The organism is Prauserella aidingensis (genome assembly GCF_024171865.1).
GTDB classification, from domain to species: domain Bacteria; phylum Actinomycetota; class Actinomycetes; order Mycobacteriales; family Pseudonocardiaceae; genus Prauserella; species Prauserella aidingensis.
On the sequence record NZ_JAMTCN010000017.1, the window covers coordinates 106,252 to 121,365 of the forward strand.

Consider the following 15,114-nt stretch of genomic DNA (forward strand, 5'->3'; position numbering starts at 1 on the left):
ACTCCCCGGGTCAGCCGCGGCCGATGAACGGCATGCCGTTGGCCGTGATCGTCAGGAACGGCACGTTCGCCGACAGCGGCAGGTTGACCATCGTCAGCACCGCGTCGGCGACGTGCGCGGCGTCGAACGTCGGCTCCGGCTTGAGGCTGCCGTCGGCCTGCGGCATCCCGACGTCGGAGAACCCGCTGGTCAGCTCGGTGGCGGCGTTGCCGATGTCGATCTGCCCGCAGGCGATGTCGTGCGACCTGCCGTCGAGCGCGATCGACTTGGTCAGGCCGGTCAGCGCGTGCTTCGTGGCGGCGTAGGCGACGGTCTCCGGCCGCGGGGTGTGCGCGGAGACCGAGCCGTTGTTGATGATGCGCCCGCCGCGCGGTGACTGCTCCTTCATCATGCGCACCGCCTGCTGGGCGCACAGGAACATACCGGTGAGGTTGACGTCGACGATCGCCTTCCAGTCCTCGACCGGCAGCGTGTCCACCGAACCGCGCGTGCCGGTGGTGCCCGCGTTGTTGAACAGCACGTCCAGCCTGCCCCACCGCTGCCGCACCGCGTCGAACAGCGCCGCGACCGACTCCGGATCGGTGACGTCGGTGGGCACGACCAGCGCCTCTGCGGACTCGCCGGCCGCCTCCAGCAACGGTTCCCGCCTGCGCCCCGCCAGCGCGACGGCATACCCCTCGCCGAGCAGCGCCCGCGCGACCTGCCTGCCGATCCCTGTCCCTGCACCCGTCACCACGGCAACCTTCGTCATGGCTGCAGGCTATCCCCGGCGGCCGGGACTGCTGCCGGCGTGGTCACCGGTGCGGGCCGGATGGGGCCGGGCCGGTCAGAACCAGTCGTCCGGGCGGGGCCCTCCCGGCATCGCGTCCGGCCCGGTCTCGGTGACGGTGTAGCCGCCGCGGTAGAACAGCAGGGGCCGCCTGCCGGACGTCTCGCCGAGCCCGGTGACCCTGCCGATCACGACGTAGTGGTCGCCGGCCTCGTGGACGGCCTCGACCGCGCAGTCCACCCAGGTGAGCGCACCGTCCAGCAGCGGGGACCCGCTCGGCGCGCGGGTCCAGGAGACCGACGCGAACTTGTCCTCGCCGCGGGAGCCGAACACGGCACTGACGTTCTGTTGCTCGCCTGCCAGGACGTTGACCGCGAACCGTCCGACGCGCTCGATCACCGGCCACGTCCCGGACGTGCGGGCCGGGCAGAACAGCACCAGGGGCGGGTCGAGCGAGAGCGCGGTGAACGACTGGCACGCGAACCCCACGGGCTCGCCGTCCTCGCACGCGGTCACGATCGCCACCCCGGTGCAGAAGTGGCCGAGCACCGACCGGAACCGTGCCGGCACGTCCGTGTCGGCCACCGCCGCACCGGCCTGCCCCGCCGTGTCCGCGGCGGAGGTCATGACATGCCCACCGAGAAGTCGTGTCCCCACAGGCTCACGGCGGTGCTCTCGCGGGCGATCCAGGTGTCGTCGTCGACCTGTCGGCCCTCGCAGCCGAATTCGACGTCGAACCCGCCGGGGGTCTTCATGTAGAACGACAGCATCAGGTCGTTGACGTGGCGGCCGAGCGTGGCCGACATCGGCACCTTCCTGCGCAGTGCCCGGTCCAGGCACAGCCCGACGTCGTCGGTGCTCTCGACCTCGACCATGAGGTGGACGATCCCGCTGGGTGTCGGCATCGGCAGGAACGCGAGGCTGTGGTGCCGCGGGTTGCAGCCGAAGAACCGCAGCCACGCCGGATCGCCGTCGGCGGGCCTGCCCACGGCCTCCGGCGGCAGCCGCATCGAATCCCGGAGCCGGAACCCGAGGACGTCGCGGTAGAACTCCAGCGCCGCCGCGTCGTCGTGGGTCGACAGCACCACGTGCCCGAGCCCCTGCTCGCCGGTGACGAACCGGTGCCCGTACGGGCTGACGACCCGCCGGTGTTGCAGCGCGATGCCGTGGAACACCTCGAGCGTGTTGCCCGACGGGTCGGTGAACTCGATCAGCTCGTCCACCCCGCGGTCGGCCGCCTGCTCCGCGGCGGCCTCCTTGAACGGCACGCCGTGGGCCGACAGCCGCTGCCGCACCTCCTCCAGTCCGGCCGCGTCGGCCGTCTCCCAGCCGGCGACGGCGAGCCGGTCGGTCTCCCCCGGCACGATCACCAACCGCGCCGGGAAGTCGTCCATGCGCAGATACAACGCGTCCGGGTTCCGGCCCTCGCCCTCGACCATGCCGAGGACCTTGAGTCCGTACTCGCGCCAGGCCGCCATGTCGGTGGCCTCGATGCGCAGATATGCCAGCGAACGAATGCTCATCACGTGTCCTCGAGGAAGTCGGTCGCGATCCGGTTGAACTCGTCGAAACGCTCCAGCTGCGCCCAGTGGCCGCACCGGCCGAACACGTGCAACTGCGCGCGCGGAATCGTCTTGAGCGCCACCAGCGCTCCGTCGAGCGGGTTGACGCGGTCCTCCCTGCCCCAGATCAGCAGGACGCGTTGCCGGAGCCGGTGCGCCTCGCGCCACAGCATGCCCAGCTCGTGGTCCGGTCCGGCGAACGAGGCGCCCATCGCCCCCATCGCGGCGAGCGACTCCGGGGTGCTCGCCGCGGCGAACCGCTCCTCGACCAGTTCGTCGGTGATCAGCGACTGGTCGTACACCATCACCCGGAGGAACTCTTCGAGTTTCTCCTTGCTCGGCCCCGGCGGCGCGGCGAACCGGGCGAGGTTCTTCACGCCCTCGGTCGGATCCGGCGCGAAGAGGTTCACGCTCAGCCCGCCGGGCCCCATGAGCACGAGCCTGCCCGCGCGGTCGGGGTGGTCCAGTGCCAGCCGGACGGCCGCGCCGCCGCCGAGCGAGTTGCCGATCAGATGGGCCCGCTCGATGCCGAGCGCGTCCATCAGGCCCACGACGGCGGTCGAGCTGTGCACGAAGTACTGGGGATGGTCGGTCGGCTTGTCGGAACGGCCGAACCCCGGCTGGTCGACGGCGATCGTGCGGAACGACTTGGCCAGTTCCGGGATGTTGCGGGAGAAGTTGCTCCACGCCGACGCTCCCGGCCCGCCACCGTGCAGCAGGATCACCGTGTCGGCGTGCTCGGTGCCGGCCTCGTGGTAGTGCAGTCGCAGACCGTCGGCCGTCGTGACGTACGAACCCTCGCTCATGTCGCCCTACCTTTCAGCTGTGCCTCCTCGGCGGTGTCGGACATGCGCCCCTCCTAGACCATCGCGTTCTCGACCGGCAGGCCGAACTCGCCGGTGCCGAACATCGTGTAGGCGCGTTCGGGGTCGTTGGCCGCGTGCACCCGACCCGCGTGGGCGTCCCGCCAGAACCGCTGGATCGGCGTACCCGCCCGCAGCGCGCGGCCGCCGGAGTTCTCGAACAGCCGGTCGATCGCCGCGATGGCGCGTTCGGTTCCCCGCACCTGGTCCCTCCGGACCCGCAGCCGGGTGTCGAACGGCAACTTCTCACCGCGACAGGCCAACTGGTAGAGCTCGTCGATGTTGTGGGTGAGCTGCAGCCAGGCGGCGTCGATCTCGCTGGCGGCCTCGGCGATCCGCACCTTGGCGAACGGGTCCTCCTGCGACTTCTCCCCCGCGTACGCGGCACGCACCCGCTGCCGCTGGTGCTCGACGTGCGCGTCGTAGGCACCCTGTGCCATGCCGATGATCGGCGCCGTGATCGTGCTCGGATGCACCGAGCCGTACGGGAGGCGGTAGAGGGGCCCGGGGTTCACCTTCTGACCCGGCGTGTCCAGTCTGGACGTGAGCAGAAAGCTGAGCGTGCGGTGTTTCGGCACGAACACGTCGTCGACGACGATGTCGTTGCTGCCGGTCCCGCGCAGGCCCACGGTGTCCCACACGTCGTCGACCGTGTAGTCGGCGGCGGGCAGCAGGTACGTGCAGAAGTCGACCGCGTTGCCCTCGGCGTCGAAGGCGGGCCCGCCCAGCAGGACCCACGTCGCGTGCCCGCACCCGGACGAGAAGCTCCACGTCCCGCTGACACGGTAGCCGCCGTCGTCGGGCACCGGCCCGGTGACGGGCTCGCCCGCAGCGTCGACGACGGTCGCCTTCCCCATCGGCGCGTACGACGAGGAGACCAGCGTGTCGATACCGTCGCTGCCCTCGCCGCCCCAGACGTCCTCCTGCGCGCGGGCCTCGAACAGCCCCAGGTGCCACGGGTGCACTCCGAGGATCGAGGCGACCCAGCCGGTCGAGCCGCACGCGCTCGCGATGAGCTTCACGGCCGTGTAGAAGGTCACCGGGTCGGCCTCGAACCCGCCGTAGGGCTTCGGTTGCAGCAGCCTGAAGAACCCGGTCTCCTGCAGGGCCTTGATCGACTCGTCCGGAATCCTCCGCGCGTCCTCGGCCTCCTGCGCGCGCTCCCGCAGCACGGGCAGCAACTCCTCGATCCCGGCGATCACCGCGTGCGCGCCCTGCTCGCTCATACCTGCCTCGTTCCTTCTCCGCCGGACCGCTGGGATCCGCCTGCTCGGTGTACACACCAAGATTAGAACACGTTCTTGTTTTTGTCACTGCATTCCACCCTGACCAGGCGAGAACGCCCGTGAACCCTGCACCGCCAGGACGAAACGGTCCGGGCGCACTCCGGACGCCCCGCCGACCCTCTGAGGAAACCCGTTGCCGATCCCCGCTAGAACTGGAACACGTTCTCATCTATGGTAGGCATCGTCGACCGTCATTCACCACGAAAGGCATGCAACGCGTTCCAGTCGCCGCAGGCGGGAACACGCGACATGGGCCACGGGCAGAGCAGCCCGGAGAGCTGGAGGTTCGTCATGACGCAGGCAGGCTCCGTCCGCACGATCGACGTCGGCGCACCGCCCGAGCGGTTCGCCCGCGGGTGGCACTGTCTCGGACTCGTGGAGCACTTCGCCGACGGCACGCCGCACGCCGTCCACGCGTTCGGCACCAAACTGGTCGTGTTCCAGGGCTCGGACGGGCAGATCAACGTCCTCGACGGCTACTGCCGTCACATGGGCGGCGACCTGACCCAGGGCGAGGTCAAGGGCAACGAGGTCGCCTGCCCCTTCCACGACTGGCGCTGGGGCGGCGACGGCAAGTGCAAGTCCATCCCCTATGCGAAGCGGGTGCCGCTGCGGGCCCGTACCCGCGCGTGGCGCACGTTGCAGGAGAACAAGCAGCTGTTCGTCTGGCACGACCCCGAGGGCAACCCGCCACCCGAGGAGGTGACGATCCCCCGCATCAACGGCATCTTCACCGACGAGTGGAGCAACTGGACGTGGGACTCGGTCACCATCGAGGGCGCCAACTGCCGCGAGATCGTCGACAACGTCGTCGACATGGCCCACTTCTTCTACATCCACTACGGCATCCCGACGTACTTCAAGAACGTCTTCGAAGGCCACATCGCGTCGCAGTACCTGAACTCCAAGGGCCGCGCCGACATGGGCATGTCGTCCAACTACGGCGGCGAGGACAACCTCCTCGAATCCGAGGCGTCCTACTACGGCCCGGCGTACATGATCAACACGCTGCACAACGACTACAAGGGCATCAAGATCGACACCGTGCTGATCAACTGCCACTATCCGGTCAGCCCGACCTCGTTCGTGCTGCAGTGGGGTGTCGCCGTGCGCAAACCGCCGGGTGTCGACGACGCGCAGGCCGATAAGATCGCGCAGAAGTTCGCCGAGGGTGTCGGTGTCGGCTTCCTCCAGGACGTCGAGATCTGGAAGAACAAGACCCGCATCGACAACCCGCTGCTGTGCGAGGAGGACGGGCCGGTCTACCAGCTGCGGCGCTGGTACGAACAGTTCTACGTGGACGTCGACGACATCGACGAGGACATGACGCGGCGGTTCGAGTTCGAAGTGGACGTCACCCGCGCCAACGAGGTGTGGGAGCGGGAGGTCGCCGACAACCTCGCACGGCAACAGCAGGAGGCGGCCGACCGGGCGGGAGTGTCCTGAGTGGCCGCCGACGTGGCCGCCGCGGACCCCGGCGGCGGTGAGCTCGGAGGCACCGACGCCGTCCGCGCGCAGACCCGGGCCGACCGGGAGGAGTTCCTCACCGCGGGACTCGTCCCGGTGGCCTGCCACGCCTGCGCGACGACGGTGCTGGTCAAGAAGAACAGCCCCGAGCACACGAGCATCCAATGGGTGACCGATGCCGCGACGAGCTGCCCGGTGCTGGCCGACCGCGTCGCGGCGGGCACGCCCGGGGCGCGCGCGGGCACCTGCGAGCGGCTGCGCGAGAGCATCACGACCGCCGAACGGGACGGAGCATTCGGGTATGAGCGGTGACGGCGCCGTACCGGCGCAGCGGCTGCGGGTGGCCGAGGTGGTGGACGAGACCGCGGCGGCACGGTCGATCGTGTTCGACGCCGAGCTCGACTACCGCCCCGGCCAGTTCCTCACCGTGCGAGTGCCCGGGGACGACCGCGGACCGGTCGCACGGTGCTATTCGCTGTCGAGTTCGCCCTTCACCGGTGAGCGCCCGCAGGTGACGGTCAAGCGCGACGGGTACGCCTCCAACTGGCTGTGCGACCACATCACGGCGGGCGACGAGCTCGACGTGCTGCCCGCGAGCGGCGTGTTCACCCCGGCCAACCTCGATGCCGACCTCGCACTGTTCGCGGGCGGCAGCGGCATCACCCCGGTGCTGTCGATCGTCCGGTCGGTGCTCGCCCACGGGACGGGGTCGATGACGCTGGTGTACGCCAACGCCGACGAGTCGTCGGTGATCTTCGCGAGTGCGCTGCGCGAGCTCGAGGAGACGTATCCGGGCAGGCTCACCGTGGTGCACTGGCTGGAGACGCTGCAGGGGCTGCCCACGGCCGAACGGCTCGCACCCCTCGCCGGCACGCTGCAGGGCCGGGAGACGTTCGTCTGCGGCCCGGCGCCGTACATGCGTGCCGTCGTCGACGCGGCCAAGGCGGCGGGCACGCCGCGGACACGGATCCACCGGGAAACGTTCGTCTCCCTCGGCGGCGACCCGTTCGCCGTCGCCGATCCGGCCACGGGCTCGGCCGGCGTCGCAGCGGACGCCCCGGAGCAGACCGCGGCCGACGACGCCGGGGCTGGGGCTGGGGCAGGGGACGACGCCGGGGGCGCTGCGGGTGACGCGCCCGCGCGGGTGACCGTCGACCTGGACGGTACGACCACCGAGCACGCCTGGCCACGCGGCGCCAGGCTGCTGGACGTCCTGTTGGACGCGGGCCGCGACGCCCCGTACTCGTGCCGGGAGGGACAGTGCAGCGCCTGCGCGTGCCGGGTCGTCTCCGGCGAGGTGAAGATGCTGAACAACGAGGTGCTCGACTCCGACGACATCGCCGACGGGATCGTGCTGGCCTGCCAGTCCCTGCCGATCACCGACGACGTGTCGATCAGCTACGAGTAGGAGACGCCGTGCCCATCGACCCCGACCGCGCGATCGGCGCGGACCTCGGCGAGACCACGTTCGCGTGGACCGCCTCCGACGTGCTGCTGTACCACCTCGCGCTCGGCGCGGGTGCGCCGCCGACCGATCCGCGGGAACTGCGCTACGCCACCGAGAGCGACCTGCGGGTGCTGCCGACGTTCGCCACCGTCGCCGCCACGGTCCGCGCCACCGAGCCGCCCGAGGTGCGGTTCCCGGGCATCGACATCGACCTCGCGAAGGTCGTCCACGGGACGCAGCAGGTCGTCGCGCACCGGCCGTTTCCCGTGTCCGGCACGGCGACGGCGCGCGGCCGCATCGCCGACGTGCTCGACAAGGGCAAGGCCGCGGTGATCGTCCAGGAGACCGAGGTCACCGACGAGGCAGGCGATCCGCTGTGGACGGCGCGGTCGAGCATCTTCGCCCGCGGCGAGGGCGGATTCGGCGGCCGCCGCGGCACCTCCGGCCGGCTACCTGCTCCCGACCGCGAGCCGGACCTCGTCGTCGACGTGCCGACGCTGCCCCAGCAGGCACTGCTCTACCGCCTGTGCGGTGACCGCAACCCGCTCCACTCGGATCCCGAGTTCGCCCGCGCGGCCGGATTCGACGCCCCCATCCTGCACGGCCTGTGCACCTACGGCGTCGTCGCCAAGGCCGTCACGGACGCGGCGCTGGACGGCGAGCCGACCGCGGTCGGCTCGTGGTCGGCGACGTTCGCCGGCATCGCGGTGCCGGGCGAGACGCTGCGGGTACGGATCTGGCGCGACGCCGACCGGCTGCTCGTCACGGCGACGTCGCTCGACCGCGACGAGGCCCCGGTGCTCTCCGACGCCGTGCTCACCCCGGCCTGACCGGCCTCTCACGCGATCCCGCGTCCGACCTGCCGAGGTGGGCGCGGGATCAGGTGTGCCCGGATGCCGAACACGTGCGAGAAGACAGTCGCGCGCCGGCGCGCCGTTGAGGGGTGGCGGCCGGGCGACGGGCGGGCGCAGGATTCGCGGGTCAGGGCGCGGTGAGGACCAGGCCGCTGGTCGGCACGCCGGTTCCGGCGGTGACCAGCACCGTCTCCGCTCCCGCCACCTGGTTGGCCGCGGTGCCGCGCAGTTGGCGCACCGCCTCGGCGATGCCGTTCATGCCGTGGATGTAGGCCTCGCCCAGCTGTCCGCCGTGCGGGTTCAGCGGCAACTGCCCGTCCAGTTCGAGCCTGCCGTCGGCGATGAAGTCCTTCGCCTCCCCACGCCCGCAGAAGCCGAGCTCCTCCAGCTGTATCAGCACGTACGGGGTGAAGTGGTCGTACAGCACGGCCACGTCCACATCGGACGTCGTGCGGCCCGACTGCCGCCACAGCTGCCCGCCGACGACGCCCATCTCCGGCAGCGCCGCGAGGTCGTCGCGGTAGTAGCTGGTCATGATGTACTGGTCGGGTCCGCTCCCCTGCGCCGCCCCGGCGATCACCGCGGGCGGTCTGCGCAGGTCACGGGCCCGCTCGGCGCTCGTGACGACCAGCGCGACCCCGCCGTCGCTCTCCTGGCAGCAGTCCAGCAGGTGCAGCGGCTCGGCGACCCACTTCGAGGTCTGATGCTCGGCGAGCGTGATCGGCTTGCCGTGGAACCACGCGTGCGGGTTGGTCGCGGCGCGGGCGCGGGCGGTGACGGCGATCCTGCCGAAGTCCTCGCTGCTCGCGCCGTACTCGTGCAGATACCGCCGGGCGACCATCGCGACCGTGGCCGCGGGCGTCGCCAGGCCCGCCGGGTAGTGGTACCCGTTGTCCACCCCCGAGGTGTTGACCTGCTGTGCCACCGCCGAGGACACCTGGCCGAACCGGTTTCCGGAACGTTCGTTGAAGGCCCGGTAGGCCACGACGACGTCGGCCGCTCCGGTCGCGACGGCCATCGCGGCCTGCTGCACGGTCGCGGCGGCCGCACCACCGCCGTAGTGGACCCGGCTGAAGAACGTCAGGTCGGGAATGCCCAGTTCCCGCGCCAGTGCGATCTCCGCGTTGCCGTCCATCGTGAACGTCACCAGACCGTCCACATCGGAGGTAGAAAGTCCCGCGTCGGCCAGTGCCGCCGAGACGCACTCGCTCGCGAGCCGCAGTTCCGTCCGGCCGGATTCCTTGGAGAACTCGGTCGCACCGATCCCCACGATCGCCGCCGCTCCGCCGATGCCCGCCCCGTCTCCTCCGGTCCCGCCGGTCATGCCGTCACCTCGATCCGCACCGTCGCCGACACGTGCTCCCCCAGACCGTCCGTACCGGACACCGCCACGGTCACCTCGTCGCCGTCGACCTCGTCGACCCGGCCGGTGAAGGTCAGCGTGTCGCCCGCGTAACAGGGCACGCCCAGGCGCAGGGAGATCGACCGGACGAGCGCATCGGGGCCCGCCCAGTCGGTGACGAACCTCTGCACCAGTCCCGTGTCGGTCAGGATGTTCAGGAAGATGTCGCGCGACCCGCGGGCGACGGCCGCGTCGCGGTCGTGGTGCACGTCCTGGAAGTCGCGTGTGGCCAGGGCCGTGGCGACCACGAACGTCGGCGTGGCCTCGACGGTCAGCGGCGGCAGCTCCGCACCCACGGTGATGGTCATGACCGCACCTTCCATGCCGGCAGCGTCAGGTCGTCGTCGATCCGGTCGAAACTCGCCTCGACCGGCAGTCCGATGTGGACCTCGTCGGGCTCCGCACCGTGCAGCTGGCCGAGCACCCGCACCCCCTCGTCCAGTTCGACGAGCGCGAGGACGAACGGCAGACGTTTGCCCGGCACCGGCGGGTGGTGGTGGACGACGAAGCTGTAGACGGTGCCGGTTCCCGCCGCGACGACGTAATCGGGTTCCGCGTCCAGGTCGCCGTCCGGCGGCATCGGCCCCGGCGGGTGCCGAAGCGTTCCGCCCCAGCGCTGGATCCGCAGTTCCCCGGCGCGCAGCCCTTCCCAGAAGAAGGCGTTGTCCCGCGTCACGACGGGGCGCAGCACCGTCGCGGCGGCCGCCTCGCCACGGCCCGGCCCGGTGTCGCGCTTCCCGCCTGCCGGCTCCCGGCCCGCGCTCGCGGCGTCGCCGTCGGTGTCTCCTGCGGCGGCGCCGGCCTCGGGCGGGCGGAACTTGAGAATGCGGAACGTCATCTCCGCCACCGCCTCGTCGCCGACGTACCAGGTCGTGCGGGTGGCGACGAACCATCCTTCGCCGAGCGCGGTGCGTTTCGGGCCGACGACGTCCTCCAGTACCGCCGACGCGGCGACGTGCTCGCCCGGCCGCAGGTAGCGGTGGTAGGTCTGCGCCGAGTCGGTCGCGACGACCGACGTGTAGCCCGCCTCGTCGAGCAGGTCGGTCATGCGGCGGAGCGGGTCGTCGGGCGGGCGCACGCCGTGCAGGCCGCGCATGGTCCACACCTGGGTCATCGCGGGCGGCGCGACGAGCTCGCCGTGCACGGAGGCGGCCGCGGCGGCGGGGTCGGTGTACACCGGGTTCGCGTCGCCGATGACCTCGACCCAGTTGTTGATCATGGCCTGGTTGACCGGATCCCGCGCCGGGTCCGGGTCCGACGGGCCTGCGGCCGCGATCTCACGCGCGACCTCCTCGATGCGACCGCCCGCGTCGGTCTCCGTGACACGGCCGGTCGCGGACCGCTCCGTCGCCGTCATCGCGGCACCCTCGGCAGTCCCAGCCCGAACTGGGCGATCAGTTCCCGTTGGATCTCGTTCACTCCGCCTCCGAACGTCAGGACGGTGTTGCGTTTCGTGAGCGTGTCCAGCCATGCGGCGAGCTCGGCCGTGGCGGGATCCGACGGATCGCCGTGCCTGCCGACCAGTTCCTCCAGCAGTCTGCTCACCCGCTGGTGCCGGTCGGACGAGAGCACCTTCGTGGCCGACGCGTCCGCAACCGATCCGGAATCGGACACAGCGACCTGCCAGTTCAGCAGCTCGTTGACCCGCACGAGGGCGTACACCTCGCCGAGCACCCGCCGGACGTCGGACAGCTCGAGCAGCGGCGTCCCGTCGGGGTTCGTCCGCTCGGCGGCCCAGTCCCGCACGCGGTCGTAGAGCCCGCCGATCCGGCCCGCGGGCCCGAGCATGATCCGCTCGTGGTTGAGCTGGGTCGTGATGAGTTTCCAGCCCGCGTTCTCCTCCCCCACCAGCATCGAGGCCGGAACGCGCACGTCGGAGTAGTAGGTCGCGTTGACGTGGTGCGCGCCGTCGCAGGTGATGATCGGCGTCCACGAGTAACCCGGATCGGCGGTGTCGACGATGAGGATCGAGATGCCCCGGTGCCGCCGCCGGTTCTCGTCCGACAGCGCGTCCGGGTCGGTGCGGGCGGCGAGCCAGATGTAGTCCGCGTCGTGGCCGCCGGTGGTGAAGATCTTCTGCCCGTTGACCACATAGGACTCGCCGTCGCGAACCGCCGTGGTGCGCAGCGCCGCGAGGTCGGTCCCGGCCTCCGGTTCGCTGTAGCCGATGGCGAAGTGCACCTCGCCCGCCAGGATCGCGGGCAGGAACCGGCGTTTCTGCTCCTCGGTGCCGAACCGCTGCAGCGTCGGCCCGACGGTCTGCAGCGTCACCGACGGCAGCTGCACGTCGGCGCGCGCGGCCTCGTCGGCGAAGATGTGCTGTTCGACCGGACCGAACCCGAGCCCGCCGTATTCGGTCGGCCAGCCCACGCCGAGCCAGCCGTCCCGGCCCATCCGGCGTACCACCTCGCGGTAGGCGGGCCCGTGCCGCTCGGTGAGCAGCAGCGTGCGTTCCTCCGGTGTCACGAGCCGGGCGAAGTAGCGGCGCAGCTCGTCGCGCAGTCGCTCCTGCTCGGCGGTGAGTGCGATGTGCATCAGGCGGCACCTCCCGTGAGCGCGCCGACCCGGTCGAGCCGCAGCGACGCCCCGCCGATGCCCCGGATCAGGTCTTTCAGCAGGGACGAGTACCGGTGCAGCGGGTACGTCTCGTCGAGGCCGACGCCGCCGTGCAGGTGGTGGCACGTGGCCAGCGCGAGGGGTGCCTGTTCCGCGAGCCAGTACGCCGCGACCTCCAGCTCGGCGTCGGGCTCACGGCCGGCGGCGAGCCGCCAGGCCGCCGACTCCGCGGCCAGCTCCACGGTGCGCGAGGCCACGTAGACGTCCGCGACCTGTTGGGCGACGGCCTGGAAGGTGGCCAGCGGGCGGCCGAACTGCTCCCGCGTCGCCAGGTGGGTCGTGGTGAGCGCGAGCGCTCCGGCCAGCAGACCGTCACCGAACGCCGCGGCGCCGGCCAGCGCGTGCCGGTGCAGCACGCGCAACGCCCGCCCCGGTTCGGAGTCGGAGGGTTCGGCCAGCGGTGGTCCGGTCTCGGCGCCGTCGAGCCGCAGGACCGCCTCGGGTGCTCCCGACGCCGTGGGCGCCGGGGTCAGCCGCACGCCGGGAGCCGACGGCTCGACCAGGAACACACCGGTACCGCCGCCGGGGAGCGTGGCCGGCACGAGGATGCACTCGGCCTCGGTGGCCAGCGGCACCGCGGTCTTCACGCCGTCGAGCCGCCACTTCCCGCGGGCCGAGCCGCTCGTCGCCGTCCCGTCCATCGCCGTCCCGTTCATGGACGCACCGTCCGTGGTGGTCGCCGTCGCCGCGGGCCGGTCGGTCATCGGCGACGACGGTTCGTGCAGTGCGGCGGTCAGCAGCGCGTCCCCGGCCGCCACCACGCGCAGCAGGTCCGGGCAGCGCTCGGCCCCGCCGAGCGCGACGAGCGGGGTCAGGCCGAGCGACAGCACCGGCCACGCCGGAGCCCGTGACCCGGCCCGGCCCGCCTCGCGGACGACGGCGGCCGTCTCCGCGGCGCCGAGTCCGTCACCTTCCAGCGATTCCGGCAGGGTGAGCGCCAGCAGTCCGGCGTCGGCCAGCGCGCGCCACGACGCCGTCGCCCCCGGGTCACCGTCCTCGCCGCCTGCGGCCTTGGCCAGAGCGCCCGCCGCGAGGTCGGCCGCAGCGCGCTGCGTCTCGTCCGGGGTGAAATCCACGCGACTCCTTCGTCCGGCCCGTCCGGGTGTGCACCGCGGCGATCCCGTGGCGGGCACGACCGACGACATCGGGCAATATTTGTAACATGTTCTAGTTTGCGTGACGAAACCGCCGCGTGGCAAGGACCATGAGTGATCGGGCCTGAAGAACCCGTTCTCGACCGGCCCGCGGGACGGCTCCCGGATAGGCTGACGGCATGCACGCGTTGTTCCGCGCACGCCGAGCGCTGCAACTGGCCTTGACGTCCAATGCGATCCGGCCGTGGTCCGGACACCGGGTGTCGGTCCCCACCTTCGTCGCAGGCTGGCTGACCTCCGAACTCGCACCGCACCTGCTCGCACTCACCGCCGCCGACGCGGCAGCACACGTCGCCCGGCACCGCCGCGCCACCGATCCCGCGGGCCTGGCGATGGCCGCCGCGTCGGCGGGCGGCCTCGCCGCACTGATCGCCTCCGCCCGGCGCGCCCACGGTGTCGTGGACGCCGCACTCACCGCCGCGACCGGCCCCGACCACCGCGGCGGAGCGGAGGGGCGTGCGGCCGACGACGTGGCGACCCCGTGGGGGAGGCTGGCCTTCCCGTTCCGCATGGACACCGACGGCGTGCGGCGCGATCGCGACATCCCCTACGCGCAGGGCGGCCGCCGGTTCCTGCTCGACGTCTACCGTCCCGACGGACCCGGCGACGGCAGGCCGGTCCTGCTGCAGGTCCACGGCGGCGCGTGGATGACCGGCAGCAAGAACGAACAGGGCGTGCCGCTGATGCTGCACATGGCCCGGCGCGGCTGGGTCTGCGTGGCGATCAACTACCCACTGTCGCCGAAGTCGCGCTGGCCCGAGCACATCGTGGCCGCCAAACGGGCGCTCGCGTGGATCCGCGAGCACATCGCCGACTACGGCGGTGACCCGTCGTTCGTCGCCACCACGGGCGGCTCGGCGGGCGGGCACCTCGCGTCGCTGCTGGCGCTCACCCCGAACGACCCCGCCCTCCAGCCGGGATTCACCGGCAGCGACACGAGCGTGCAGGCCTGCGTACCGCACTACGGCGTCTACGACTTCGCCGCGACGAGCGGCTCCCGCGCATCCGCCGCGCGGATGCGCGGCCTGCTGGCGCGGCACGTCATGGGTCCGGACCCGACCCACGAGGACTACGTCGCCGCCTCCCCGCTCGACCGCATCACCGGCGACGCTCCACCGTTCTTCGTGATCCACGGCGATCAGGACAGCCTCGTCCCCGTCCGCGAGGCGCGCCGGTTCGTCGACGCCCTGCGCGCGACCTCGCACGAGCCCGTGGCCTACGCGGAGATCCCCGGCGCCCAGCACGCGTTCGACATCTTCCCGTCGATCCGCAGCGCCCACGTCGTCGGTGGCGTCGAGCGGTTCCTGGAGTGGGCCCACGACCACCACACGCGCGGTTCGGACCGGCGCGCTAGCTGTGTGATTCGGAGAGGTTGGTGACGCGGTCGGCTGGTGGGGCTCCGTGGATTGCGGTGTGGGGTCGGTGGAAGTTGTACCAGTCGAGCCAGTCACCGAACGCGCGCTGGCGTTCGTTTTCGGAGTGGTAGGGCTGTTGGTAGGCCCATTCGTCGAGCAGGGTGCGGTGGTAGCGCTCGACTTTTCCGTTCGTTTGTGGGCGCCAGGGGCGGGTGAACCGTCGGGCGATGCCCAGGTCGGCGCAGGCTTGTTGCCAGGTGTTTTTGCGGTAGGACCAGGCGTTGTCGGTGAGCACTCGCTCGATGGTCACGCCGTGACCGGCGAACCAGGCATGTGCCC

The 15,114-nt window shown here is 71.5% G+C and carries 16 protein-coding genes; 5 read left to right on the forward strand and 11 right to left on the reverse strand.

What is annotated here, in order from left to right; translation table 11 throughout:
* Window positions 1-10: 10 nt before the first annotated feature.
* From LY13_RS17320 to hsaA, 5 genes are all read right to left on the reverse strand, one after another.
* Window positions 11-751 carry an SDR family oxidoreductase gene (locus LY13_RS17320; RefSeq protein ID WP_253829507.1) on the reverse strand — a complete coding sequence of 247 codons (741 nt, stop codon included), beginning with the start codon at window positions 749-751 and terminating at the stop codon, window positions 11-13.
* Window positions 752-826: 75 nt separating this feature from the next.
* Window positions 827-1,396, reverse strand: coding sequence for a 3-hydroxy-9,10-secoandrosta-1,3,5(10)-triene-9,17-dione monooxygenase reductase subunit (gene hsaB, locus LY13_RS17325; RefSeq protein WP_253829509.1), 570 nt, complete (start codon window positions 1,394-1,396; stop codon window positions 827-829).
* On the reverse strand, window positions 1,393-2,292 hold the full coding sequence (gene hsaC, locus LY13_RS17330; RefSeq protein ID WP_253829510.1) for an iron-dependent extradiol dioxygenase HsaC: 900 nt from the start codon (window positions 2,290-2,292) through the stop codon (window positions 1,393-1,395). The genes hsaB and hsaC overlap by 4 nt, the downstream gene beginning before the upstream one ends.
* Window positions 2,292-3,137 carry a 4,5:9,10-diseco-3-hydroxy-5,9,17-trioxoandrosta-1(10),2-diene-4-oate hydrolase gene (hsaD, locus tag LY13_RS17335; RefSeq protein ID WP_253829512.1) on the reverse strand — a complete coding sequence of 282 codons (846 nt, stop codon included), beginning with the start codon at window positions 3,135-3,137 and terminating at the stop codon, window positions 2,292-2,294. Before hsaD ends, hsaC begins: the two co-directional genes overlap by 1 nt.
* Window positions 3,138-3,190: 53 nt before the next feature.
* Window positions 3,191-4,420, reverse strand: coding sequence for a 3-hydroxy-9,10-secoandrosta-1,3,5(10)-triene-9,17-dione monooxygenase oxygenase subunit (gene hsaA / locus LY13_RS17340; RefSeq protein WP_253829513.1), 1,230 nt, complete (start codon window positions 4,418-4,420; stop codon window positions 3,191-3,193).
* A 351-nt stretch (window positions 4,421-4,771) separates the two neighbouring features.
* Here hsaA and LY13_RS17345 point away from each other — a divergent pair, with 351 nt between their 5' ends.
* From LY13_RS17345 to chsH3, 4 genes are read left to right on the forward strand one after another with little or no spacing between them, the layout of a single operon-like run.
* On the forward strand, window positions 4,772-5,926 hold the full coding sequence (locus LY13_RS17345; protein WP_253829514.1) for a 3-ketosteroid-9-alpha-monooxygenase, oxygenase component: 1,155 nt from the start codon (window positions 4,772-4,774) through the stop codon (window positions 5,924-5,926).
* Window positions 5,927-6,259 carry a hypothetical protein gene (locus tag LY13_RS17350; protein ID WP_308216357.1) on the forward strand — a complete coding sequence of 111 codons (333 nt, stop codon included), beginning with the start codon at window positions 5,927-5,929 and terminating at the stop codon, window positions 6,257-6,259.
* Window positions 6,249-7,355 (forward strand): ferredoxin--NADP reductase, encoded by a 1,107-nt coding sequence (locus LY13_RS17355; RefSeq protein WP_253829516.1) that lies wholly within the window; start codon window positions 6,249-6,251, stop codon window positions 7,353-7,355. The genes LY13_RS17350 and LY13_RS17355 overlap by 11 nt, the downstream gene beginning before the upstream one ends.
* An 8-nt stretch (window positions 7,356-7,363) precedes the next feature.
* Window positions 7,364-8,224, forward strand: coding sequence for an enoyl-CoA hydratase ChsH3 (gene chsH3, locus LY13_RS17360; protein WP_253829518.1), 861 nt, complete (start codon window positions 7,364-7,366; stop codon window positions 8,222-8,224).
* A 151-nt stretch (window positions 8,225-8,375) separates the two neighbouring features.
* Here the strand turns inward: chsH3 and LY13_RS17365 are convergent, their stop codons facing one another.
* Genes LY13_RS17365 through LY13_RS17385 form a run of 5 tightly spaced genes read right to left on the reverse strand, consistent with a single transcriptional unit; the run spans window position 8,376 to window position 13,342 of the window.
* Window positions 8,376-9,572, reverse strand: coding sequence for a lipid-transfer protein (locus LY13_RS17365; RefSeq protein WP_253829519.1), 1,197 nt, complete (start codon window positions 9,570-9,572; stop codon window positions 8,376-8,378).
* Entirely contained in the window at window positions 9,569-9,958 is a 390-nt protein-coding gene (locus tag LY13_RS17370; RefSeq protein ID WP_253829520.1) for a MaoC family dehydratase, read from the reverse strand. Before LY13_RS17370 ends, LY13_RS17365 begins: the two co-directional genes overlap by 4 nt.
* On the reverse strand, window positions 9,955-11,007 hold the full coding sequence (locus tag LY13_RS17375; RefSeq protein WP_253829522.1) for a bifunctional MaoC family dehydratase N-terminal/OB-fold nucleic acid binding domain-containing protein: 1,053 nt from the start codon (window positions 11,005-11,007) through the stop codon (window positions 9,955-9,957). The genes LY13_RS17370 and LY13_RS17375 overlap by 4 nt, the downstream gene beginning before the upstream one ends.
* A complete protein-coding gene (locus LY13_RS17380) occupies window positions 11,004-12,185 on the reverse strand; it encodes an acyl-CoA dehydrogenase family protein (protein ID WP_253829523.1) in 1,182 nt (393 codons plus the stop codon). The genes LY13_RS17375 and LY13_RS17380 overlap by 4 nt, the downstream gene beginning before the upstream one ends.
* Entirely contained in the window at window positions 12,185-13,342 is a 1,158-nt protein-coding gene (locus LY13_RS17385) for an acyl-CoA dehydrogenase family protein (RefSeq protein WP_253829525.1), read from the reverse strand. Before LY13_RS17385 ends, LY13_RS17380 begins: the two co-directional genes overlap by 1 nt.
* A gap of 197 nt (window positions 13,343-13,539) precedes the next feature.
* On the opposite strand from LY13_RS17385, the gene LY13_RS17390 reads away from it, so the two are divergent.
* Window positions 13,540-14,799 (forward strand): alpha/beta hydrolase, encoded by a 1,260-nt coding sequence (locus tag LY13_RS17390; RefSeq protein WP_253829527.1) that lies wholly within the window; start codon window positions 13,540-13,542, stop codon window positions 14,797-14,799.
* Here the strand turns inward: LY13_RS17390 and LY13_RS17395 are convergent.
* A partial coding sequence (locus LY13_RS17395; protein WP_253827598.1) for an integrase core domain-containing protein occupies window positions 14,771-15,114 on the reverse strand: 344 nt, incomplete at its 5' end. The two genes, LY13_RS17390 and LY13_RS17395, sit on opposite strands and share 29 nt — an antisense overlap.

Coding starts and splice junctions, on each gene's coding strand:
- LY13_RS17320 (WP_253829507.1), bottom strand. CDS start 751: ATGACGAAGGTTGCCGTGGTGACGGGTGCAGGGACAGGGATCGGCAGG.
- hsaB (WP_253829509.1), bottom strand. CDS start 1,396: ATGACCTCCGCCGCGGACACGGCGGGGCAGGCCGGTGCGGCGGTGGCC.
- hsaC (WP_253829510.1), bottom strand. CDS start 2,292: ATGAGCATTCGTTCGCTGGCATATCTGCGCATCGAGGCCACCGACATG.
- hsaD (WP_253829512.1), bottom strand. CDS start 3,137: ATGAGCGAGGGTTCGTACGTCACGACGGCCGACGGTCTGCGACTGCAC.
- hsaA (WP_253829513.1), bottom strand. CDS start 4,420: ATGAGCGAGCAGGGCGCGCACGCGGTGATCGCCGGGATCGAGGAGTTG.
- LY13_RS17345 (WP_253829514.1), top strand. CDS start 4,772: ATGACGCAGGCAGGCTCCGTCCGCACGATCGACGTCGGCGCACCGCCC.
- LY13_RS17355 (WP_253829516.1), top strand. CDS start 6,249: ATGAGCGGTGACGGCGCCGTACCGGCGCAGCGGCTGCGGGTGGCCGAG.
- LY13_RS17365 (WP_253829519.1), bottom strand. CDS start 9,572: ATGACCGGCGGGACCGGAGGAGACGGGGCGGGCATCGGCGGAGCGGCG.
- LY13_RS17370 (WP_253829520.1), bottom strand. CDS start 9,958: ATGACCATCACCGTGGGTGCGGAGCTGCCGCCGCTGACCGTCGAGGCC.
- LY13_RS17375 (WP_253829522.1), bottom strand. CDS start 11,007: ATGACGGCGACGGAGCGGTCCGCGACCGGCCGTGTCACGGAGACCGAC.
- LY13_RS17380 (WP_253829523.1), bottom strand. CDS start 12,185: ATGCACATCGCACTCACCGCCGAGCAGGAGCGACTGCGCGACGAGCTG.
- LY13_RS17390 (WP_253829527.1), top strand. CDS start 13,540: ATGCACGCGTTGTTCCGCGCACGCCGAGCGCTGCAACTGGCCTTGACG.